The sequence below is a fragment of the Bacillus cereus group sp. MYBK108-1 genome, from assembly GCF_051917185.1.
GTDB classification, from domain to species: domain Bacteria; phylum Bacillota; class Bacilli; order Bacillales; family Bacillaceae_G; genus Bacillus_A; species Bacillus_A cereus.
The window spans coordinates 290896-312810 of sequence record NZ_JBQAHZ010000004.1; the positions used below are offsets into that span (position 1 = coordinate 290896).

Here is a 21915-nt window from a genome sequence, read left to right on the forward strand (position 1 = left end):
ATTACCATACAAATAGCCCAACGAGCATAGCACTTAATAAAGAAACAGCCATCCCGCTAACAAGAAGCTTCCAAACATTTTTACCGATGACTGATGATTTTTCTCCGCCAAATAATGAATTGTAAGTTCCGTAAATCATACCTACTGTACTAAAGTTAGCAAAAGAAGCTAGAAATGTCGTTGCAACCGCAACCGTATGCGGTTGTAGCGACTTTAAGTTTGATTTTAAATCCATCATTGCAACAAATTCATTCGTCGTTATTTTGATCCCCATTAATTCAGCTACATACATAGCATCACTGCCTGATAAACCGAGTAAAAATGCAAAAGGACTAAAGATAATGGAGAAGATTTTTTGAATTGTTAACCCCGTTACAAAAAATCCTAAAATCCCATTTAAACATGCTGTTAAAGCTACATAACCAATTACCATAGCTAAAATAACGATAACCATATTCATCCCAACTAACATACTGTTTGAAATAGTAGAAAAGAAATCCTTTTTTTCATGTTTTGAAGGTGTGTAAACAACGTCTTCTTCTTTCGAAACTTCCACAGGATTTAATACATTGGCTAAAATTAATGCGTTAATACAGTTTAATGGGATTGCGCTGAAAATATATGTTGCTGGAACCATTGATAAATAAGCACCAAGAATGGATCCGCTAACGCTACTCATACTCATAATTCCAAAAGTTAATAATCGATTTTCTTTTAAAACAGATAATTGATCACGAACAACCGCAAGTGCTTCGGTGTTTCCTAAAAACATCATTTGAATCGAAAAGAAACTTTCTAACTTTGGTAAACGAGAAATCTTTGAAATAACTGCACCTACTTTATCAATAATCCAAGTTAAGATTCCGAAATAAGAAAGAATATCGAAAAAAGTAATAACAAAAATGATAGGAAGTAACGCACTAAAGAAGAAATCAATGTGCTGACTTTCCATAGCTGAAGGAAATGCAAATCGAATACCTTCATTCGCACATGCTAGTAGCCAACTGAAAAATGACGCAATTTTATTAATGATAATACTGCCGAGCTTTGTGCCTAACATAAACCACGTAATAAAAAGCTCCAATAGGATGAGAATTACAATCGGTCTCCATTTTATATGTTTTTTATTAGGCGAACATAAGAAAATGATTAATATGACAACGAAAATCCCTAACATATTCAATATGAAATGCATGTCAACAACTCCTTGAGAGTTATTATTTGTATATAAAAAAGCATCTATTCTTCCAAATTTGGATTATGATTAGAAGTTATGAAGCATGTAAGTTATGTTAGGAATCAATGTATTTTAATTTGCTTTATTTTGAGCAATCGCAGTAATTATCGAACAATTAGCTGTTTTCAATTGTTTTGTTGGATATTAAACGTATGCGATTTTAAACATCGTTTATTCCGCATTAACGGGCAGTAAGATTTTTACCTCAAAATTCAAGGAAAGCAAAGAAGTGAGGTGGGGATGGGCTGCCCGCAAAATCCCGATTGGTAAGAGCTGATTAAAATTTCACTTTATAAATAAGAACGGTGAGTTGGCCATGAACCTTGAAGTTTCCGAAGCTGTATAATTTGTCCTGTATGATAAGCATCATGCAAAAGGATATTCATATATTGTTGCCAAACTGGTAGAGAAGGACTTAGTTGATCTAGTTCTGCTTCTTGAAGGGCGGTTAATGAAGATTGTAAGGCATCATGTACTTGAAGCGTTCGCTTTACGGTTTGCTGCCAAGCGGCATCATCATTAGGTCCACCTTGGATAAACGTCTGATCATTATTTTGTGGAGCAACAAATGTGTCGTCTTCATGTAAACGGGAAAGTAGGCGTTCTTTAAAGATTAATAAATGGTTCACATTTTCCCAAATCGTATTACTGGCAGCACCTTCTGGTTGCCAACATGCTTGTTCAACCGTAAGATTCTTTAACGCTTCTGATATTGGTGGGTACCATTCTTCTTCGTAAAAAACTTGTTGGACTCCATTTTGCAACATTTCTTTTCTTCCCATTCGTATAGCCTCCTGTTCATTTTTCTTAATAAAACCAATTCTCTTTTCTCTTCAATAAACCTTTTCTATAGTTGCACAAGAGGGTGAAAGACAACTTATAACAGAGCCATTAAAAAACTTCTTTTTAATATGATACTTAATAATCAAGGCTTTAATTGAGTCAGAATGAAAAAGAGTATAAACCTTTCTCTATTTGCTCATGGATTAGAGTTTTTTTGAAGTCGCAAAATAATTCTAAAAATATAGAAGGTTAAATTCGATAAAAATAGAATTTGATATATAGCAAACAAGGAGGGGATAAAAATGGAGGTCTATCACATAACGAGTAGAAAGAGGGAAACTTATAACGTTCAAGTGAAATATTCGATACTTTTCGAATGTGCGCTTGGCATTGCAGCAAGTACTCATAAGAGGTTAATTGATACACTTGAAAAGAGTCAAAATGAATGGGAAGAAATTAAGAAATCATTAACAGAAGAAATGAGAGAGCACTTACAATTTGTCGAAGAAAATAATACGTGGAAAGCATTGCTTCAGTTGTTGTATGAAGAAGACATACAGGGTGTATCGCAGTTTCATGCTAAAATCGATTCACTTTCAGAAGAAGATTTGAAGTATACATGTTTACCGTTTTTAGGGGAGAAATATGAGAAAAAAAGACGTTTAGCCGCAAGTAGAGATGGAACTGCAATACATGAACTAAAGGAATTAACACATGATCATCAGTTTTTCTCTACGTACATTCGCTTTATATGTGATGTAGATGTACAAGTGCTGAAATCTCATTTAATCGCTGTAATGACAGGGTGGTATGAGAGTGTAATTAAGAGTGAGGAAGAAGAAATACTTTCTATATTAAAACGAGATTATGAAGCAAAAAATGAAATGAATAAAAAGATGAAGCCGGAAGAGTTTGTCGAGTGGGCGACTGGCGGAGTGAACTATATGCCAGAGCCAAGTGTTCATCACGTACTTCTTATTCCGCAAATGACGTACAGACCGTGGAATATTGAAGCAGATATTGATGATACGAAAGTATTTCATTATCCAGTTGCGAATGAAAGTATTCATCCTGAAGATCCGTATGAACCGAATTATTTTTTAGTTCAAAAATATAAGGCTCTTGGAGATGAAGCGAGATTGCGAATTGTAAAAATGTTGTTTGAAAAAGAACGTACATTACAGGAAATAACGGAAAGATTGCAACTCGGTAAATCGACTGTACACCATCATTTGAAATTGTTACGTGCAGCGAAGTTAGTTGATATACATGACGGAAAATATGTATTAAGAAAGAAAGCAGTACAGTCTTTAGCGAAAGAATTAGATATGTTTTTGAATAGATAATTAACAACGAGAATGTACATAAAGGGAGGAATATAAAAGAAAAGTTGGTGTGTGAAATTGAAAAATATATTGAAAAATCGTTCGTTCTTTTTTATGTGGATTGGTAGTGCAATCTCTGAATTAGGAGGGGCTTTCGGAACGTTATGTAATACAATTCTAGTATATGAGTTAACAGGATCAGAAATGGCTTTAAGTAGTATGTGGTTATTATATTTCATCCCATCACTCATATTGCAATTAATAAGTGGCCCATTTATTGATAAATGGAGCCGGAAGTGGATTATGATATTTTCACAATGGATACGAGCGTCCGTATTTTTATTACCTTTGGTGATGCTAGTTTCGGGTAGTATAGAAGTTTGGCACATTTATGTTGTTCAAATTGTAGTGGGACTTATTACACCACTTTATACACCTGCAAGTCAAGCAATTACACCGAGCATTGTAGGGAAAGAACAACTTCAAGATGCAAATGCGTACATTGATGGAATGACTCGCCTTATGATGTTTCTTGCGCCAGTATTAGGCGGAGTAGTCATTCATTTGATTGGAACAGAACTTACATTATCTTTCGTATGCATATGTTTATTTGTTAGTGGCACTTTCTTATTTTATATAAAAGAAAATAGAACGTCGCAACCTATTCGGAAAACGTGGCTAGAACAGTTTTTTCACGGTTTTACATATTTTTTCACAAAACCAATCATCGTTTGGCTCGGTATATTTCTTACTTTCGTGCAGTTTGGAGTAGGGGTAACGATGGTCACAAATCTTCCTTATATAAAAGACGAGCTGTCAGCGGGATATGCAGAGTACGGTTATTTCATGGCAGGTTTTCCACTTGGCTACGTAATTGGCTCAGTATTAGTCGGAAAAGTAACATATAAAAGCCGGCGTATACTTATGCTTGGAGGATTGTTTATAGGGGGACTCACATACATTTCATTAGGATTCAATCATAGTATTATCATTGCAATAATAATTGAAGTAATAGCAGGGATTTGTATTGCATTTTTCAATGTTCATAACACGACAATATGCCAACAAACCGTTCCAAATAATATGATAGGACAAGTATTTTCAGTGCGTTTATTTTTTATACGATCCGCTATGCCATTAGGTGTGTTAGTAGGGGGGATATTGAGTGAAATGTGGGGAGTAAGAGCGCTATATGTAATCATCGGTGCAATTATATGTGTTACATCTTTAATAGGGATGTTACTTCCATATTTCAAATTTTTAGATGAGGCGATAGAAAAGAAATCAGCATAATTCAAAAAATTAAAACTTTACAATTGAAAATAATTATCATAATCAATTATAATAGAAGAATACTAGTATTCGTATAACAAAGAGGGAGTGGGATATATGTTTATCGAAACGAAAACATTTACAGTAAAAGAAGGTACATCAAATATAGTTGTAGAACGTTTCACTGGAGAAGGTATTATTGAAAAATTTGAAGGCTTCATCGATTTAAGTGTTCTCGTGAAAAAAGTAAGACGCGGCGACGAAGAAGTTGTCGTAATGATTCGCTGGGAATCTGAAGAAGCATGGAAAAACTGGGAAACAAGTGAAGAACACTTAGCTGGACATAGAGCGGGCCGTGGTAAACCAAAGCCAGATCATATTATTAATGTGGATCATGCAGTTTATTATGTGAAATCATCGAAATCGGCTTATCAACAGTCGTAATATATAAGTAGAGGATACATGTTGTAGAAGCAATCATGTATCCTCTTTTTTATGACTGGGGGGATGGGAATGATAGAAAAACTTGCATTCATTACATATGAACAACATAAAAAATTAGTGCAAACAATAGTAGCGGAAGTCTTATCTATGGAAAAGGTAAATGGATTCATGCTAATTGGATCTGTTGCAAGAGGCGATGCATATCCTGAATCTGATTTAGACTTCTATATTCTTTTAGAAGGCGGACAAAAGAAGAAATTTCATTCTGAAATGAGAGAAGATATTTTAGTTGAATATAAGGGTGCAGATTTTAATCAAATTCAAGTAAACTTTAAAAACAATCCGATGGAACTATACTCATTTCTAGAAGGGAAAATTTTGTTTGATAAAAGCGGTGAGTTAAAAAAGTTAAAGGAAATAGCTACATATGAATTTGAAAACTATCGTGTTTCAAGCGACAAAATGAAGGGCATTTCTCATTGGTTGCATAGTTCGCTTATTAAAATTCAATCTGCTTTAAAAGCAAATGATGAGTTAAAAGCTTCATACTTAGTTCATACGTCAACTTGGACATTGTTAGAAGGGATATGGGCTATTAATAATAAGCCAGTACCGCCAGCGGGATCTGCTTTAAGGTATATTCAAACGTTGCCGAATAAGCCAATTCATTTAGATGAGTTACTTAATAAGCTATTTTTAGGTGATACAACAGAGCGCATCCCTTCAGCAATTTTCCTGGTTGAGTGGGTTCTACACAATCTGGAAAATAAATAATGAGACTATTTTATATAGGTACATTAATATTTCACGTCGAACAGTTTATATAATTGCAGTCATAAAAAACGTTCTAGGCTATGGAGAAAAGTATTAGACTTATAAAGCATAGTCTTAGATGGAACGCTTGAATATCTTGCCTTACATATTTAAGGGTTATGAAAATGAGTCTATATCCCTTCTTTTTAAAAGGAGATGAGTACATGAAGCTGAATCATTTAAATTTATGTGTTGATGACTTATCAGAAGCGAGACATTTCTTTGAAACATTTTTTGATTTTCAATTTTTAGAGCAAAAGGGAAAGGCATTATTAGTAATGAGTGATGAGAGTGGATTTATACTGGTGCTAAGCGACCCCAAAGCATTTAAGGGGAATAAGGAAGTGATGTATCCTGAAGCTTTTCATATTGGTTTTTTAGTGGATACTTCAAATGAAGTTGATCAAGCGTATAATCGTTTAGTAGCAGGCGGCATTGAAATAGATAAGGAACCTTATTCGATGCGAGGTAGTAGTTATGGTTTTTATTTTACAGTATTTAATGGCTTATTAATTGAAGTGTCTTGTCTTGATTATAGAGAAGGTAAGAAAGTTTCAAAGCTTAATAGCGATCAACAAGAGTAATCATTTGAAGGTGTATAAAATTTAAGTATGTATCATATTAGAAGACGGATTATGAAAGTTTCACTGTAAAGTAAAAAAGACAGACTAATAAATAGTCTGTCTTTTCACATTAATTCTTCACATCATCATAAAGTTCAAGTGCCTCTTTCACATTCAATCCATTTTTCACAATGCCATGTATTGCTTGGATCATCGCAGCTGGGTGCTCGGATTGCCATATGTTTCGGCCCATGTCTACTCCAATTGCTCCTTCTTGCAATGCATTGTACGTAATGTTTAATGCGTCTTCAATTGAATCTAGTTTTGGGCCGCCCGCGATGACGACTGGGGCAGGGCATGTGCTCGTTATTTTTTCGAATCCTTCGCAGTAATACGTTTTAATAATATCAGCACCCATTTCAACACATACGCGGGAAGCAAGTGCTAGAAAGCGAGCTTCACGTTTTTGTAATTCCTTTGCGACTGCGGTAATGCCGAGTACTGGTAGGCCGTAATCATGAGCTTCAGAAACTACATTTGCGAGATTTGTAACAGTTTGTGTTTCATAGTCTGATCCGACAAAAACAGAAACGCCAACGCCAATTGCGTTTTGCTTCACTGCTTCTTTTACAGGTGTAACAATTGTTTCATTCGCTAAATCTTTACCGACGACAGTAGCACCACCAGATACACGCATAACCATCGGTGTGCTGCAGTTTTCAGGAATGCAGGAACTAAGTACACCGCGTGTTAAAAAGAGGGAGTCTGTATACGGAAGTAAGTTTTTAACTGTTTCAAGTGGTTGTTCTAGCCCGTGAATTGGCCCTAAAAAGTAGCCGTGATCTATTGCTAACATAACCGCTCTACCATCAGGTAAAATTGTATTTAATCGATTTTTAAATCCCCAAGTCATTCAAAATCACTCCTTCGTTAATGTTGGATTTTCCGTTTGTACCGTATCTTTATTTGGTAAATGTGGTGACTTTATAAAAACAGCTTTAAAAGGTTTGTCAGAATGGTTAATCAGATAGTGAGATTCATGAGGGCGAACTTGCAGGACATCACCTTGTTTAATCGGAACTCTTTCGTTATTTACATAGAAGTCTATTTCACCTTCTAATGCATAAAAGACCTCTTCGCACGTCGTATGATAATGGTTTTGAAACTCCTGGCCCGGTTGAATGACAACAAGGCCAAGATCAATGTTTGGCCCTTGTATTAAATATTTCGGCCCGTTATCACCGAAGCGATAGGAGAAGTCATTTTCATTCGCTTTTAACATACAGTTCACTCCTTTATGTAATGTGTTACAGTGCACCAGGCGCAATCCACATATGTGAGGTGAGCCCTTTATCAGCTAAAGCGAGCTGACTGTCATATACAGTTTTCCATGTTTCATAGAACTCTTTATATAGTTCGTGATTTTCAGTAACTGGTTCGAATGTTTGCTCCCACTGTACAAACTCTTCGGCAGTTTCTTCCATAGATGAATATATGCCAGCGCCAACTCCAGCAGCAATTGCAGTTCCTAAAGCAGCTGCTTCTTTCACAACTGGTACTTTTACAGGAATGCCGAGTACGTCTGATAGAATTTGTGGCCATAGTTTCCCTTTAGCGGCACCGCCAGCAAAAATGACTTCAGAAGGGAATGTACCAGTAAGATTTTCAATTAGTTTTAAGTTTCCAAGTGTAACGAAGGCCGCATTTTCTTCAATAGCACGGAACATTTCCTTTTTTCCGCATTTGTCAGCGTCTAAACTTAAATTTAAGAATGAAGGTGCGGCATGACGCCAAGAAATGTAGTTCATAACGTTTGAAAAAGTAGGGATAATACCATATGAACCGACAGGTACGTCTTTCGCTTGTTCTTCTAGTAATTCATAAGCATCTACACCGAGTTTATCAGCAAGTTTCTTTTCTTCTTGGCAAAAAGCGTCTCGAAACCAGCGCATAACGAGACCTGGGAAAAAGGCGATTGTTTCATATTGCCATAGGTTCGGAACGACGTGACAATTTACTCGAATCGCAGCATGTGGATCTGTTATTGGCTCAGTAACATTCACTTCTTGTTGCCAAAAGCTACCCCCGCATATTAACGTTTGATTCGGTTTCACGATTCCTGTTCCGAGCGATGCCATTTGAGCATCTCCACCCCCGGCGACGACAGGAATCCCTTCACGTAATCCAGTTAATGCTGCACACTCTTTTGTAACGTTGCCAATTACTGTACCAGCTTCATTTACTGTTGGTGAAAATGGCAAAGATAGACCGCACTCCTTAGCGACATCGTTATCCCACACTCTATTTTGTAAGTCAAAAATACCTGACGTGCATCCGTTTGAGGGATCAATTTGTAGTACGCCGCTTAGTTTATATAAAATCCAATCGTTTAACATTGTAAAAGAGTAAATATTATTATAGACGTCGGGTTCATGTTTTTTTATCCAGAGTAGGCGTGGTAAAGCACCTAATGAAAAAGTTTGACCAGACTTTGTATATAAATCTTTTTCAAGATGTGACCGAATTTCTTTTAATTCACTAACTTCGACGGATGCGCGCCCATCAACATTTGCACACGCCCATATTTCTTGCCCATCTTGATCATATAAAACAAATCCTTCTCGCATACTTGTAGCGCTAATAGCAAGAATAGAAGAGGCAGGAGTGTTGCTTTTTTGAAGCACCTCTTTCGTACATTCTTGTACTAGCTTCCAATTTTCTACTACATCAAAGTTCATAGAGCCTGGATAACGAAGGTCAGATTTGTGAATCCATTCTTTTTGACTTACTGCAATTTGATTACCATGTAAATCAAAAAGAACTGCTCGAATGCTCCCTGTACCAGCATCGAAAGCTAATAAATGGGACATTAACAATCACCATCCTTTCGTAATAAGGAGAGGGCAGTTTCCTCATCGGTAATTAATGAATGAATAAACTTTCCTTTTAAGGCACCATAAATTGCATCTATCTTTTCAGTACCTCCAGCAACACCGACGACATGCTTCATATTGCGCAAAATAGAGAGGGGCGTGCCAATTAGACGATTGTGATGCGAGAGTTCTAATAAATCGCCATTTGTATTATAAAACTGTCCTAAAATATCGCCAGCACCGTTTTGACTACGAATATATGTCATCTCACGTAGTGTTAATTTTTCTTCTTTTACAATCGTAGCGTCTTGAGATAATCCCCCAATACCGACAACAGCCGTATGAGCAAGTGAAGCGACTTGAAGCATATCTTTTACACTCGGTTCTGATAGAATACTTTGTGCCATTTCGGTTGTAGACGCTAGAAACGGCGTAGGGATAATGTGAAGTTCGCCTTGCATGTAGTGTAAATAGTTTTGTTTTCTCGGGAGATAGTGATTTACCCCGCCTGTGAGCGTTACGATTGAAAGGTTGATAGAACTTTCAAAATGAATGTTTTCTAGCATTTTGCTAATTGTTTCTCCCCAGCCAATACCGAGTAAATCGCCTTGCTGGAGATGAGTTTCTAAATATTGTGCAGCAGCTTTTCCGAGAGAAGCGTGATAATTGTTTACTGGGGTAGGGATAATAAAAGCATCTTTTAAGTGGAATTTTTTCATTAGGTCACGCTCAATACTTAAACAGTGCAAACCAGTCCCTTTTACGTGAAATGTAACGATACCTTCACTCCGCGCTTTATCTAATAACCGGACGACTTTATTTCTTGAAATATGAAGAAGTGACGCGATCTCCTGTTGTGTTAATTGGTCTTTATAATAGTACCAAGCTACTTTAGTTAATAAATTTTCTTCAAAGTTCAGCTGAGTCATACTCTTCATCCCTTTCAACAATTGACCACAGCTTAAACATATGTACCATATATTTTGTTTATTCCAGTTGAAACGATTAATAGTACGTAGAAAAAAGTGTTCTAGATATAAAAAAAGGAATATACAATGCTACAAAACAAGTAGAACAAATAATCATTTTCTCAAAAAATGTTCTGGATAAAGGCAGGTGACATCATGTGGAGAACGTACCTTTATTACAAGTAAAGAAAATGAGTAAGGCGTTTTTAAATCAACTTGTATTAAAAGAAGTGAACTTACAAGTAGAGCGCGGAGATATATACGCTTTAGTGGGGGGAAATGGCGCCGGGAAATCAACATTAATGAAAATATTAACGGGGTTATATTCGTATGATGATGGAGAGATGTATGTAAAAGGAAGGAAGCAACAGTTTTCAAATCCATCAGAAGCACACCGAAAAGGTATTTATTTAATACCGCAAGAACCACTCATTTTTCCGCATATGACTATTGAAGAAAATATATGTATCGGGTTAAAAGAAAAGAAAAAGAAACTAAAAGTACAGATTCAGCAATTGATTAGCAGCTTAGGATGGGATATTGACCTTAATAAACTAGGAGGAACATTATCGATTGCGCAACAACAGTTAGTAGAAATCGTTAGAGGATTAATAAGAGAAGCTGAGATTCTTATTCTAGATGAGCCAACATCGACATTAACAACACACGAAATTAAGAGTCTTTTTGTGTTGATGAAAAGTTTACAAGAAAAAGGAATTGGGATGATTTATATTACGCATCGTTTTCCAGAAATCTTTGAAATTGCCAACAAAGTAGCAATACTACGTGATGGAATGGTTGTAAGCCAAGGTGATGTATGTGACTATACATATGACATGCTGATGGAGGGACTATTGCCAAAAGGATATAAACAGAAAGAGAAAATAGAAGTAGTTCAAGAGACAGTAAAGACGAAAAAAATATTAGAAGTGGTTGATATAAATGGTCACGCATTCGAAAATATATCATTCACTGTACATGCGGGTGAGGTTGTAGGTGTTGCTGGCATTATAGGATCTGGCAGAACGGAATTAGCAGAAGCGATATTTGGATTGAAAACTATAAAATCAGGGTCTATCTTATTGGGTGGAAAATCAATTGATACGTGTTCTTTGCATAAAAGGCTAGACGAAGGACTAGTTTATGTGCCAGAGGATAGGGCGAGGAATGGAATTTTCTCAATTGCTTCTGTTAAAGAAAATATTGCAGCAGCAAGTTTATATCAAAATAATCGCTTTTTTATAAATCAAGAAAAAGAAAGCGCTTTAGTTAATTCGTTTATAGAACAGTTCCGAATTGTTGTACAGAATATGAATAAAGAACTGGCATCTTTATCAGGAGGTAATCAGCAGAAGGTCGTGCTTGCGAAGTATCTTGCATGTAATCCTAAAATTATTATTCTTGATGAGCCGACTCGCGGAATTGATGCGAAAGCAAGGCTTGAAGTGTATGAGACGATAAAAAAAATGAAAAGGGAAGGACTCGCAATTTTATTAATCTCTTCAGATGTTGAAGAAATTGTCCAATTAGTAAACCGTGTATATGTAATGAGAAATGGGCGATTTGTTTCTCATATGGAAAAAGAACAACTGAGTGTGAATGAAGTTACACGCCTTGCATACGGAGGTGTAGCGGAATGAAACATATGTTAAAAATGCATGAAACGTCTATCATACTGTTACTACTAATTTATATAGCTATTGTAGGAATGATAAACCCTAGTTTTATTCAATTTAACTCGTTATCTTTACTGATGAAATCAAGCGTTATTTTAGTCGTGCTAGCAATCGGTCAATCGTTCGTCTTATTTACGAAAAATATAGATGTATCAGTTGGTTCAAGCATGGGGCTAAGTGCAGCAGTTTGCGGAATGATGTTAACGAATGGGTATAGTGCATTCTTGTCGATATTTGTAGCTATTATACTTGGAGCCATTATCGGTTTCGTAAATGGTATTGGAGTTGCGAAGTTTCGGGTACCAGCCATTATTATGACATTAGGCATGTTAGGAATTATTAGAGGTACAATGTTAATTTTCACAGGCGGGAAGTGGATTGAAGATATTCCAAACGATTTTAAGCAGCTGTCATCTATCATCATTCTTGGTTTACCTATAACTGTATGGTTCGTTCTTATTATTTTACTACTACTATACTTCTTTTTAAGAAAAGTGCCATTGGGAAGATACTTTTATGCGGTAGGTGATAATGAAGATGGCGCGAGGCTTATTGGTATACCTGTAAATAAAGTGAAGATATATGCGTTTATGATTTCAGGCATAAGCGCTGCGCTCGCTGGTTGCATATTTGTTATGAATATCGGTTTTGTGCCAAATCAAACAGGTACAGGATTAGAATTACAAGTAATCGCAGCCGCTGTACTAGGAGGAATTCATTTAAAAGGAGGAACAGGATCTTTATTTGGAGCTGCATTAGGAGCGTTATTTTTAGAAACAATAAGTAGCTCACTCGTCTTTTTAAAAATACCAGCATTTTGGAATAATGCTATTTCAGGTTTTTTATTATTACTTATCATCATATTAGATAGTGTTATGAAAAAGTGGAAGGCAGAAAGGAGGATGAATCTATGAAGTATGTATATAGATGGGAAGGGGTTCTAATTGTATTACTTCTTGTAGAATTCATCCTTTTTAGTTTAATAAATAGTGATTTCTTAAATATTAGTAATCTCCTTTTTAGTACAAATGATTTCCTATTTATCGCAATTGCGGCGATACCAATGACTTTTGTTATAGTAACAGGAGGAATTGATGTATCGATCGGCTCAATAATGGGGCTCACTTCAATCTTAATCGGTGTACTTTGGATGAACGGAATACCTATTTTGTTTGCTGTTATAATCGCCCTAATAATTAGTTGTTTAGCAGGCGCTTTAAACGGACTCATTATAAAAATGACGGATGTAGAACCACTCGTCGTTACACTCGGAACGATGTTTTTATACGGGGGAATTGCCCTCGTCATTTCAGGAGGGGCAGGTGCTTCTGGGTACGAAGGAATAAGCGGTTTACCTGACACATTTGTACAACTGGCAAACGGTAGTTTTATAGGAATACCGAATTTATTATGGCTACTGATCGTATTAACAGTTTTATGTACTGTATTATTTCACCGAACTATATACGGGCGCCATGTAAAATTAACAGGTGCGAACGAAAATACAGCAAAATACACCGGGATTAAAACGAAAAAAGTAGTCATTATTGCTTACATACTTTCAGGGTTAGGAGGTGGATTAGGAGGCGCTTTCTTAACTGCCTACTTCGGTTCCGCACGTGCTGATATGGGAAGTGAAACAATTTTACCAATCATTACAGCAGTCGTCTTAGGCGGTACACTTATTACAGGCGGAAAAGGAAGCATTATTGGTACTGTACTGGCGAGTATTTTCATTGGGCTCATGCAGTATGGCTTGCAAATGACGGGTTTAACAAATGAACAATCCAATGTAGTAATAGGTATTATCCTTATTCTTTCAGTTATTATGAGACATTTCAAATTACATCAATTCTTAGCGGAGAAAAGAAAGAATTTGCATAAGGGGGAAATGTCATGAAGAGAAAACTGGGGATTGTATTGATTGTATGTATTTGTTTAATCGGTTTAATTGCGTGTTCTAGCCAAACGGCAGATAAGAAAAAGGTTGATGATGTGAAATTTGCATTTATTCCGAAATTAACAGGAGTTGGTTTCTTCACATCGGGTGGTGAAGGGGCAAAAGAGATGGGAGATAAGTTAGGCGTGCAAGTGAAGTATGATGGACCGTCTGAAGCGAGTGTTTCAGGGCAAGTTAAATATATAAACAATTTCATTAATCAAAACTATGATGCGATTATGGTTTCATCTACGTCAGTGGATGGGTTATCGCAATCACTGCAACGTGCTAAGAAAAAAGGGATGACGGTGTTAACATGGGATTCTGATGTGAATCCGAAAGACCGTTCCTTTTATATCAGCCAAGGAACACCAGACCAACTTGCTAATTTATTAATAGAAATGACTTCAAAGCAAATTGGAGATAAAGGAAAAGTAGCCTTCTTTTATTCTAGCCCGACAGTAACGGATCAAAACCAATGGGTAACGAAAGCGAAAGAAATTATTAAAAAGAAATATCCGAACTGGGAAATTGTAACGACGCAGTACGGTGAAAATAATGCGCAAAAGTCTTTGTCAGTAGGAGAGAATATTTTAAAAACGTATCCTGATATTAATGCAGTCATTTGTCCAGATGCAACGGCACTTCCGGCAATGGCACAAGCAGCTGAAAATTTAAAAATGGATAAAAAGGTTGTCGTAACTGGCTTCTCTACACCAAACGTTATGCGTGATTACGTAAAACGAGGAACAGTAGCACAATTTGGTTTATGGGATGTAAAACAACAAGGTGCTCTCGCAACGTATGTAGCAAATGAAATTGTTGTAAAAGGGAAGAAGTTAAAAGTAGGGGATAGCTTCGAAGTAAAAGGAATTGGAAAAGTGAAGGTAGAGCCAAACTCCATTCAAGGATATGATTATGAGGCAGAAGGGAATGGAATTATCGTATTACCAGAACGAGTTGTATTTACGAAAGACAATATTGATAAGTATAATTTTTAGTAGACAAAAAAACGTCCGAATATATCGGACGTTTTTTTATTTCTTCATTAATTATGAACAGTTTCTTTTTCGTTTAATCCAAGTGTACGACCAGTAGAAGTGTGAAGATCTTGGAACAATCTTGGATTTTCAGTTAGTGAAATGCCATATGAAGGAATCATTTCTTTTATTTTTTCTTCCCATTCTACCATGCGGCTTGGGAAACATTTTTCTAATACTTCAAGCATGACGTGAACAGCAGTAGAAGCACCTGGTGATGCGCCTAGTAATGCGGCGATTGAGCCGTCAGCTGCACTTACTACTTCTGTACCAAATTGAAGTGTCCCTTTACCGCCAGCATCAGTATCTTTAATTACTTGTACACGTTGCCCAGCAACTACAATATCCCAATCTTCACTTTTCGCGTTCGGAATGAATTCGCGTAATTCTTCCATACGTTTTTCATGTGATAACATAACTTGCTGAATTAAGTATTTTGTAAGTCCCATTTCTTTTACACCAGCGGCTAACATCGTTAAGACGTTATTCGGTTTTACAGAACCGATTAAGTCAAGATTTGAACCTGTTTTTAAGAATTTAGGTGAGAAGCCTGCGAATGGTCCAAACAGTAAAGCTTTTTTATTGTCTATATATCTCGTATCTAGATGAGGTACAGACATTGGCGGAGCACCAACCTTAGCTTTACCGTACACTTTCGCATGATGTTGCTCTACAACTTTTTGGTTTTTACATACCATAAATAGTCCACTTACCGGGAATCCACCGATATGTTTTGATTCAGGGATACCAGTCTTTTGAAGTAGAGGTAGGCTACCGCCACCGCCGCCAATAAAGACGAATTTAGCAGTGTGATGCTCAATTTTACCACTATTCATATCGTGTACTTTTACTTCCCACAAACCATTTTTCGTGCGCTTAATATTTTCGACACTATGCTTGTAGTTTAGCTCGACATTTTTTGTTTTTAAGTAATCAAACAACATACGTGTTAATGCACCGAAGTTAACATCTGTTCCAGAGTCAATCTTCGTTGCCGCCATCGGTTCATTAGATGTGCGGCCTTCCATAATGAGTGGAAGCCATTTTTTTAATGTTTCAGGAGCATCAGAAAATTCCATTCCTTGAAACAGTGGATTTTTTGAAAGCGCTTCAAAACGGTTTTTTAGAAACTCAACATTTTTTTCCCCTTGTACTAAACTCATATGAGGTAGTGGCATAATAAAATCTTGTGGATTACGAATTAATTTGCTCTTTACAAGATATGCCCAAAATTGTCTTGAAAGCTGGAATTGCTCATTCACTTTTACAGCCTTACTAATATCTATAGATCCGTCAGCTTTTTCGGAAGTATAGTTCAGTTCGCATAGCGCAGAATGCCCTGTACCTGCATTATTCCATTCGTTAGAGCTTTCTTCCCCGGCACTTGCGAGTTTTTCAAAAACTTTAATTTCCCATTCTGGTGCTAATTCTTTTAGTAATGAGCCTAACGTTGCACTCATAATTCCTGCACCAATTAAGATAACGTCTGTTTTTTGCTGCATGTTGCTCATGATAATCTCTCCATCCCCTATATTGGCAAAAAAGTGTAGGTGTTTTCTATGTCTAAGCCGTAAAAGAGAAACACCGCCTAGGCCCCACCTAGGTGTATACCTTTTTTGTCTCAATTATATAACCATCTCATACTCTATTATAATAATTAATAGACTAAAATATCTAGTGTTATCTGATAATTTTAAACTATTTAACGTTTTATTCGCTAAAAATCTTATTTAACAAGCTCTTTTAAGGTGATAAATAGAAAAAAATTACAGTTTGAAATTATCTCGAAAAAGCTTACGTATCCTTAAGTGACTAAATCGAGTACCTTTTTATAGGATTATTCTTTCTATAATGGTAAGATTATTCTGAAAAATAAAAAGGAGGGACTCTAATGTGTACAAAAGAACAAATTTCAAACTTATTTCGAAACTTTTCAATAAAGGAATGTAAAGGGTCAAGTGATTTATATGAATATTTATCAATGAAAATTGCTGAAGATGAGGAAGTACTTACACTATCGTCCTATTCTCAGGTAGGTCAACCAGTCCCAAACTTACTATTAGGTGCAGTACATTATTTATTGCTAGCAGGGAAAGAACATCATTTAAAAACGTATTATAGTAGTTTAGTTGAAAATGCTGATACAAATTTAGATAAAGCTTTTAATCATTTTAAAGATTTCTGTAAAGAGTACCGAGAAGAAATCATTACTTTGTTACAAACGAAACTCGTTCAAACAAATGAAGTAAGACGGTGCGCATACTTATACCCAAGTTTCTGCTACATATTTAACAAAGTGAAGAAGCCGTTAGCGTTAATTGAAATTGGGACAAGTTCTGGGTTGCAACTGTTCTGGGACCAATATAGTTATTCGTACGGGACGGATGAAATGTACGGAAATATAAATTCAAATGTGCATGTAACTTCTGAAATAAGAGGGGAAAATGTGCCGCATTTTCTAAAAGAAAGCCCATCTGTCGTAGAAAGAATTGGACTGGACTTACATGTGAATGATTTACATAATGAGGAAGATTATTTATGGTTACGTGCTTTAATTTGGCCAGAACATAAAGAAAGGCTTGAGATGTTTGATCAAGCTGCATCTTTAGTGAAAAATGAATCTGTCCAATTAATAGAAGGAGACGGTGTAGAGCTATTATCATCTATTATTGAACAAATAAGTGAAGAAGCTGTTATTTGTATTTTCCATACACATGTTGCAAATCAAATACCAGAACAAGTAAAACATAAGTTAGAAAAACAAATACAAGAAATTGGCGCAAAACGTGATGTATTCCACCTGTATAACAACATGTGGGATCGTGACCTTCATATTGATTATTATATTAACGGAAACGAATATCGTGAAACGGTTGGAGAAACAGAAGGGCACGGGAGATGGTTTAGCTGGAAGATTGGAAATGAGACGCTTATTTAGATTAATAGGGGCGCCCTCACTTGTAAAAGATGGGTCCATAGGCTCAAGCATTGACTAAATGGTTAAGGAATAAATGTATTAGTAACATACAAAAAATGCTTCGGAGAAATCCTAAGCATTTTTTGAATTACATTTAAACCCCATAATGGATCATGTACTTCTGTTCTGCTGCAGCTTGTACAATTTTTGAAGCTAACTCATTCAGCTCATCAGATTTTCTGAAGAACTTTGAGGATGTAACTGTTTCATAGAAAATTGCTAATGATTCAGGCGGGATAATTGTAATACCACAATAAGCTAAACCGTATTTCTGATTTTTGACTATATGGAAGTAGGTTTTCATAATTGATAAATTTTGATTTAAACTACTGATAATATCATCATCAACAGATATACAATGATATTTCTCTGGTGTATAATCTTCGTAATTTTTTTGAGAAGTAAAATCGTCAATTATTCCAAAATCATGGACACATGCCATCATTATCATCCTTTCAACTTTAATAAAGTGAGTTCTATTAAAGTAAAATCGTCATTTTGTTTACGTGTAATAGAAATGATTATGTAGTTCATTAGTATAGTACTTCATAAAATATCTTCGTTTCTTCTTCGTGAAGACAGTTTACTTATCGGTAAACTCATCGGGAGCCCAAGTGGCGATTTCATTCCCAGGTGCAGCGACTACAAGCCATTGCTCACATAGGACACCAGCTTGCCAACATTCATAATAATCATGAAAACCATTTAAAAAAATAATTTGTCCACTCTCTAATGTAATAATTAAATGAGGGCTTTCTAAGCCAAGTTGTATATCGGTAACTTTTTGTCTTCTTATCTTACATATTCTTTCATATTCTTCTTTCTCAGAATAAACTTCAAATTCATCTTCATTTAATGGGTAGCTTTTTTGAGGTTTATTAAATAAACACCATTTGGATTCGATATTGATATATAATTGTCCGTCATAATCAACTGAGTCGTGAAAGTTTGTGAAATGAATCTTTATAGCGCCTGGAGAAATACCAAATTGTAATCCATCAACTTGTGATCCGATGAATAGATTTTTTAACACTTTTTCAGCGTGAATTTTATCCTCTGTATTCATTATTGAATTCCTCCTTTTCATAAAAATATACCTTATATTTTTATTGTAATAAATAAATTTTCATGTAAAATGAACCTTTTGTGAAAAACGAGCGAATATAGTGTGAAGGATTATGAGAGGGGAACGGAGCTTTGGATGAATTACAATTAAAAGAATGGCTATATAAACGAAAGTATGTTATCTAAAAAAGACCTTGAGAAAGTGTTACTTTCGATTGCTGAATAGATATTTAGTAAAAGAAGCAACTAATAATTATATTATGTAAACTCTTTTTGTAAAACACCCATAAAAAAATGGATGTTTTATATTTTGATATATTAGGTGGAATATATAGTTTAAAAAAGCGGAATACTTTGCGGAAAGTTAAAGACATTTTTCGCAAAGTATTCCGCTTTTACTTCCATTAATCGGTCAAAGTTGCAACTGAAGTATGCATCCGGCCAATTTTTAATGGATAGGTCAGGAGTATTAACATAGATACCTTTTGTAAATGGAAGCATTGCTAAGCGGAAGTCTTCAACCCATCGAATACTTCCACCAGCACCTTCTGGCTGTTCCCAAGTAGCGAATATTGGCATGTTTGATAGTGCTTTTCGGTAAAAGTAAGCAGTTGCCTCATTTGGCACCTCAACAACAGCACCGCCTAATCTGTGGAAAAATACGGAGGTGGTGGAAAAGGGTAAGTTAAATCGTAATTTCTATTTGATTGCCTTCTGGATCGCCTATTACACTTTCATAATAGCCATCTCCAGTAAAACGTGGTCCATTTAATAAAGGATAACCAGCATCTTTTATCACCTTTGTTAGTTCATTCACACGTTCTTCACTACCGACAGAAAAAGCCATATGAGTATAGCCGGTTATGTTTAAATTAGGCTTATTTTCAATCCCTTTTTTACGCATAAATTCAAGTCTTGCTCCAGATTCGAACGTAATAAAATAAGATTCAAATTGTTTCGTTTTATTATGATATAAAGAGTTTGCTTTACCATTAAAGTATTTCATATAAAAATCACGCATACATTCTAAGTCATTTACCCAAATTGCAATATGTTCAATTTTCATAGGTTTCACCAATCCTATCTGTATCAATTAGGCTTCCACTGTATTAAATTTGCATTTGCATTGCAACAATTTTGCTTCGCTATTAAAGCTAGTTGTTAATTTTTGATTATGTACGTACATACAATATGTAATTAAGTGAATGACCATCATAGTAATTACAGAAACGGGTGAATGAAGCATATGAATCAATTTGAGCAAATGATGTACGTTGGTGTCATCATGTCTATTGTACTATCCGTAATGATTTTAGGGTCCTTATATTATAATCCTCGACTTTCGTTAACTGATTATCCGAAAGATATTCAAAAAGTAGTTTTTCCAAAATCGATTCATGAAAAAAAGCAAACCATTTATTTTAATATTGTATATAATACTATTCTTTTCGGTACTCCTTTCGTTTCTACATATATACTACATAAGCATGAAAAGTTAATGTATATGGATGCCTATTTACACACTTTTGGTATTTTAATGATTTTCAATTTAGTAGATTTACTTATAATTGATTGGCTAATTTTTTGCTGGATTACTCCAAGGTTTGTTGTGATTCCTAGTACGGAAGGTATGAAAGGATATAAAGATTATAAGTTTCATTTAAGAGGGGCTATTGTCGCTACTCAAATTTTAGCAATCGTAAGTTTATTTTTGGCGGGAATTGCCACAACTATTTAGTGTGAAGAAGGGCATGGAGCTTTTATAAAAGATAAGGAGATTTATAATATATAGAATTAGAAATGAGAATTTGATAGTATTGGAGTAAGGAGTTTTAATAACAGTATATTAAACAATATTAATATACTGTTGCAAATGTTTTGATATTATGTAAAATTATACAATTTTACGGAGGCATTTGATAAAATTCAAAAAAATTTAATGGAGGCTAATATGAAAAAAGTAATTGGCGCAGCAACAGCAACTGTTTTTGGATTGGGAGCGTTTACCACAACTGCTACCGCAGAAACAATCGTAACAGCAGATGTACTTAACGTACGTGAAAAACCGACTACAGAATCAAAAGTGGTCGAAAAAGTAAAGAATGGGCAAGAGTTAAAAGTCATAAATACCGAAGATGGCTGGTCAAAAATTGAGTTGAATGGTAAAGAAGTGTTTGTAAGTTCGGAGTTTACAAAAGATGTATATCATGTAACGGCGAATTTGTTAAATGTACGTACTGAAGCAAACACAGATTCAGAAATTCTTGGCAGACTAAAAAAAGATGATGTAATTGAATCAACGCATCAAGTAAAAGACGGATGGTTGCAATTTGAGTATAAAGGAAAAACTGCTTATGCAAACGTTTCTTTCCTATCAAGTACAGCACCAACTGAAAAGAAAACTGAAGAGAAAACGAAGCAAGTAGCGAAAGTACAAAAATCAGTTAAAGAAAAGAAAGAAGTAAAGACGCAGAAAGTAGCAAAAGCGAAAGAAACAACGAAAGCACAAGAAATAGTAAAGCCTAAAGAAGAGGCAAAAGTAGTAAAAGTTAAAGAAGAACCGAAAGCGCAAGAAATAGTAAAACCTAAAGAAGAAGGGAAAGCGCAAGAAATAGTAAAACCTAAAGAAGAGGCAAAAGTCAAAGAAGAAGTAAAAGTTAAAGAAGAAGAAAAAGCGCAAGAAATAGTAAAGCCTAAAGAAGAGGCAAAAATCAAAGAAGAAGTAAAAGTTAAAGAAGAAGAGAAAGTGCAAGAAATAGCAAAGGCTAAAGAAGAAGAAAAAGCGCAAGAAATAGCAAAAGCTAAAGAAGAAGAGAAAGCAAGAGAAATAGTAAAAGCTAAAGAAGAAGAGAAAGCGCAAGAAATAGCAAAAGCTAAAGAAGAAGAGAAAGCAAGAGAAATAGCAAAAGCTAAAGAAGAAGAGAAAGCAAGAGAAATAGC

23 protein-coding genes are annotated in these 21915 nt (G+C 35.4%); 12 read left to right on the plus strand and 11 right to left on the minus strand.

All coding sequences use genetic code 11. The features are described 5' to 3' along the window. Position 1: 1 nt before the first annotated feature. Positions 2–1195: a NupC/NupG family nucleoside CNT transporter gene (locus ACTFSL_RS09740; protein WP_000545479.1), complete on the minus strand. Its 1194-nt coding sequence runs from the start codon at positions 1193–1195 to the stop codon at positions 2–4. Positions 1196–1527: 332 nt separating this feature from the next. Continuing rightward, positions 1528–2019, minus strand: a complete 492-nt coding sequence (locus ACTFSL_RS09745) for a DinB family protein (RefSeq protein WP_088338923.1) — start codon at positions 2017–2019, stop codon at positions 1528–1530. A 303-nt stretch (positions 2020–2322) separates the two neighbouring features. Here ACTFSL_RS09745 and ACTFSL_RS09750 point away from each other — a divergent pair, with 303 nt between their 5' ends. The 5 genes from ACTFSL_RS09750 to ACTFSL_RS09770 all read left to right on the plus strand — a co-directional run bounded on the left by ACTFSL_RS09750 (position 2323) and on the right by ACTFSL_RS09770 (position 6458). Further along, positions 2323–3366 carry an ArsR/SmtB family transcription factor gene (locus ACTFSL_RS09750; RefSeq protein ID WP_000454585.1) on the plus strand — a complete coding sequence of 348 codons (1044 nt, stop codon included), beginning with the start codon at positions 2323–2325 and terminating at the stop codon, positions 3364–3366. A gap of 51 nt (positions 3367–3417) precedes the next feature. Then, on the plus strand, positions 3418–4638 hold the full coding sequence (locus ACTFSL_RS09755; RefSeq protein ID WP_088338922.1) for an MFS transporter: 1221 nt from the start codon (positions 3418–3420) through the stop codon (positions 4636–4638). Between the two features lie 96 nt (positions 4639–4734). Beyond that, positions 4735–5061, plus strand: coding sequence for a heme-degrading monooxygenase HmoA (gene hmoA, locus ACTFSL_RS09760; RefSeq protein WP_000469498.1), 327 nt, complete (start codon positions 4735–4737; stop codon positions 5059–5061). A gap of 69 nt (positions 5062–5130) precedes the next feature. Further along, positions 5131–5835 (plus strand): nucleotidyltransferase family protein, encoded by a 705-nt coding sequence (locus ACTFSL_RS09765; RefSeq protein WP_088338921.1) that lies wholly within the window; start codon positions 5131–5133, stop codon positions 5833–5835. A gap of 203 nt (positions 5836–6038) precedes the next feature. After that, a complete protein-coding gene (locus tag ACTFSL_RS09770) occupies positions 6039–6458 on the plus strand; it encodes a VOC family protein (RefSeq protein WP_000773073.1) in 420 nt (139 codons plus the stop codon). Positions 6459–6567: 109 nt separating this feature from the next. Here the strand turns inward: ACTFSL_RS09770 and lsrF are convergent, their stop codons facing one another. Genes lsrF through ACTFSL_RS09790 form a run of 4 tightly spaced genes read right to left on the minus strand, consistent with a single transcriptional unit; the run spans position 6568 to position 10239 of the window. Beyond that, on the minus strand, positions 6568–7350 hold the full coding sequence (gene lsrF, locus ACTFSL_RS09775) for a 3-hydroxy-5-phosphonooxypentane-2,4-dione thiolase (protein WP_000219782.1): 783 nt from the start codon (positions 7348–7350) through the stop codon (positions 6568–6570). A gap of 6 nt (positions 7351–7356) precedes the next feature. After that, positions 7357–7719: a cupin domain-containing protein gene (locus tag ACTFSL_RS09780; protein ID WP_000909986.1), complete on the minus strand. Its 363-nt coding sequence runs from the start codon at positions 7717–7719 to the stop codon at positions 7357–7359. A gap of 25 nt (positions 7720–7744) precedes the next feature. Then, positions 7745–9307, minus strand: coding sequence for an autoinducer-2 kinase (gene lsrK, locus ACTFSL_RS09785; RefSeq protein WP_142292843.1), 1563 nt, complete (start codon positions 9305–9307; stop codon positions 7745–7747). Beyond that, entirely contained in the window at positions 9307–10239 is a 933-nt protein-coding gene (locus ACTFSL_RS09790; RefSeq protein ID WP_000192709.1) for a sugar-binding transcriptional regulator, read from the minus strand. Before ACTFSL_RS09790 ends, lsrK begins: the two co-directional genes overlap by 1 nt. A gap of 197 nt (positions 10240–10436) precedes the next feature. Here ACTFSL_RS09790 and ACTFSL_RS09795 point away from each other — a divergent pair, with 197 nt between their 5' ends. From ACTFSL_RS09795 to lsrB, 4 genes are read left to right on the plus strand one after another with little or no spacing between them, the layout of a single operon-like run. Next, positions 10437–11918: a sugar ABC transporter ATP-binding protein gene (locus ACTFSL_RS09795; protein WP_000432617.1), complete on the plus strand. Its 1482-nt coding sequence runs from the start codon at positions 10437–10439 to the stop codon at positions 11916–11918. Next, a complete protein-coding gene (locus tag ACTFSL_RS09800) occupies positions 11915–12868 on the plus strand; it encodes an ABC transporter permease subunit (RefSeq protein WP_000682144.1) in 954 nt (317 codons plus the stop codon). The genes ACTFSL_RS09795 and ACTFSL_RS09800 overlap by 4 nt, the downstream gene beginning before the upstream one ends. Then, positions 12865–13854 (plus strand): ABC transporter permease, encoded by a 990-nt coding sequence (locus tag ACTFSL_RS09805; protein WP_000878521.1) that lies wholly within the window; start codon positions 12865–12867, stop codon positions 13852–13854. The genes ACTFSL_RS09800 and ACTFSL_RS09805 overlap by 4 nt, the downstream gene beginning before the upstream one ends. Then, positions 13851–14894, plus strand: a complete 1044-nt coding sequence (gene lsrB, locus ACTFSL_RS09810) for an autoinducer 2 ABC transporter substrate-binding protein LsrB (protein WP_000823660.1) — start codon at positions 13851–13853, stop codon at positions 14892–14894. The genes ACTFSL_RS09805 and lsrB overlap by 4 nt, the downstream gene beginning before the upstream one ends. 47 nt (positions 14895–14941) lie before the next feature. Here lsrB and ACTFSL_RS09815 read toward each other — a convergent pair whose 3' ends face one another. After that, positions 14942–16444 carry a malate:quinone oxidoreductase gene (locus ACTFSL_RS09815; RefSeq protein WP_000069138.1) on the minus strand — a complete coding sequence of 501 codons (1503 nt, stop codon included), beginning with the start codon at positions 16442–16444 and terminating at the stop codon, positions 14942–14944. Between the two features lie 380 nt (positions 16445–16824). Between ACTFSL_RS09815 and ACTFSL_RS09820 the strand changes: the two genes are divergently transcribed. Beyond that, a complete protein-coding gene (locus ACTFSL_RS09820; protein WP_440041596.1) occupies positions 16825–17871 on the plus strand; it encodes a DUF2332 domain-containing protein in 1047 nt (348 codons plus the stop codon). A 133-nt stretch (positions 17872–18004) separates the two neighbouring features. Here ACTFSL_RS09820 and ACTFSL_RS09825 read toward each other — a convergent pair whose 3' ends face one another. The 4 genes from ACTFSL_RS09825 to ACTFSL_RS09840 all read right to left on the minus strand — a co-directional run bounded on the left by ACTFSL_RS09825 (position 18005) and on the right by ACTFSL_RS09840 (position 20041). Further along, positions 18005–18355: a short-chain dehydrogenase gene (locus ACTFSL_RS09825; protein ID WP_440041598.1), complete on the minus strand. Its 351-nt coding sequence runs from the start codon at positions 18353–18355 to the stop codon at positions 18005–18007. Between the two features lie 138 nt (positions 18356–18493). Further along, positions 18494–18976: a hypothetical protein gene (locus tag ACTFSL_RS09830; RefSeq protein WP_001090913.1), complete on the minus strand. Its 483-nt coding sequence runs from the start codon at positions 18974–18976 to the stop codon at positions 18494–18496. Positions 18977–19311: 335 nt separating this feature from the next. Continuing rightward, positions 19312–19602 carry a BBE domain-containing protein gene (locus ACTFSL_RS09835; RefSeq protein WP_440041599.1) on the minus strand — a complete coding sequence of 97 codons (291 nt, stop codon included), beginning with the start codon at positions 19600–19602 and terminating at the stop codon, positions 19312–19314. A gap of 58 nt (positions 19603–19660) precedes the next feature. Then, on the minus strand, positions 19661–20041 hold the full coding sequence (locus ACTFSL_RS09840; protein ID WP_440041600.1) for a VOC family protein: 381 nt from the start codon (positions 20039–20041) through the stop codon (positions 19661–19663). 180 nt (positions 20042–20221) lie between these two features. Between ACTFSL_RS09840 and ACTFSL_RS09845 the strand changes: the two genes are divergently transcribed. Next, positions 20222–20713 carry a hypothetical protein gene (locus ACTFSL_RS09845; protein ID WP_001071244.1) on the plus strand — a complete coding sequence of 164 codons (492 nt, stop codon included), beginning with the start codon at positions 20222–20224 and terminating at the stop codon, positions 20711–20713. A 213-nt stretch (positions 20714–20926) separates the two neighbouring features. Continuing rightward, on the plus strand, positions 20927–21915 hold a 989-nt coding region (locus tag ACTFSL_RS09850), incomplete at its 3' end, for an SH3 domain-containing protein (RefSeq protein ID WP_440041601.1).

What these genes read in the sequence shown, in the direction of transcription:
- ACTFSL_RS09740 (WP_000545479.1), bottom strand. Translation starts at nt 1,195, where the DNA reads ATGCATTTCATATTGAATATGTTAGGGATTTTCGTTGTCATATTAATC.
- ACTFSL_RS09745 (WP_088338923.1), bottom strand. Translation starts at nt 2,019, where the DNA reads ATGGGAAGAAAAGAAATGTTGCAAAATGGAGTCCAACAAGTTTTTTAC.
- ACTFSL_RS09750 (WP_000454585.1), top strand. Translation starts at nt 2,323, where the DNA reads ATGGAGGTCTATCACATAACGAGTAGAAAGAGGGAAACTTATAACGTT.
- hmoA (WP_000469498.1), top strand. Translation starts at nt 4,735, where the DNA reads ATGTTTATCGAAACGAAAACATTTACAGTAAAAGAAGGTACATCAAAT.
- ACTFSL_RS09765 (WP_088338921.1), top strand. Translation starts at nt 5,131, where the DNA reads ATGATAGAAAAACTTGCATTCATTACATATGAACAACATAAAAAATTA.
- ACTFSL_RS09770 (WP_000773073.1), top strand. Translation starts at nt 6,039, where the DNA reads ATGAAGCTGAATCATTTAAATTTATGTGTTGATGACTTATCAGAAGCG.
- lsrF (WP_000219782.1), bottom strand. Translation starts at nt 7,350, where the DNA reads ATGACTTGGGGATTTAAAAATCGATTAAATACAATTTTACCTGATGGT.
- ACTFSL_RS09780 (WP_000909986.1), bottom strand. Translation starts at nt 7,719, where the DNA reads ATGTTAAAAGCGAATGAAAATGACTTCTCCTATCGCTTCGGTGATAAC.
- lsrK (WP_142292843.1), bottom strand. Translation starts at nt 9,307, where the DNA reads ATGTCCCATTTATTAGCTTTCGATGCTGGTACAGGGAGCATTCGAGCA.
- ACTFSL_RS09790 (WP_000192709.1), bottom strand. Translation starts at nt 10,239, where the DNA reads ATGACTCAGCTGAACTTTGAAGAAAATTTATTAACTAAAGTAGCTTGG.
- ACTFSL_RS09800 (WP_000682144.1), top strand. Translation starts at nt 11,915, where the DNA reads ATGAAACATATGTTAAAAATGCATGAAACGTCTATCATACTGTTACTA.
- ACTFSL_RS09805 (WP_000878521.1), top strand. Translation starts at nt 12,865, where the DNA reads ATGAAGTATGTATATAGATGGGAAGGGGTTCTAATTGTATTACTTCTT.
- lsrB (WP_000823660.1), top strand. Translation starts at nt 13,851, where the DNA reads ATGAAGAGAAAACTGGGGATTGTATTGATTGTATGTATTTGTTTAATC.
- ACTFSL_RS09815 (WP_000069138.1), bottom strand. Translation starts at nt 16,444, where the DNA reads ATGAGCAACATGCAGCAAAAAACAGACGTTATCTTAATTGGTGCAGGA.
- ACTFSL_RS09820 (WP_440041596.1), top strand. Translation starts at nt 16,825, where the DNA reads ATGTGTACAAAAGAACAAATTTCAAACTTATTTCGAAACTTTTCAATA.
- ACTFSL_RS09825 (WP_440041598.1), bottom strand. Translation starts at nt 18,355, where the DNA reads ATGATGGCATGTGTCCATGATTTTGGAATAATTGACGATTTTACTTCT.
- ACTFSL_RS09830 (WP_001090913.1), bottom strand. Translation starts at nt 18,976, where the DNA reads ATGAATACAGAGGATAAAATTCACGCTGAAAAAGTGTTAAAAAATCTA.
- ACTFSL_RS09840 (WP_440041600.1), bottom strand. Translation starts at nt 20,041, where the DNA reads ATGAAAATTGAACATATTGCAATTTGGGTAAATGACTTAGAATGTATG.
- ACTFSL_RS09845 (WP_001071244.1), top strand. Translation starts at nt 20,222, where the DNA reads ATGAATCAATTTGAGCAAATGATGTACGTTGGTGTCATCATGTCTATT.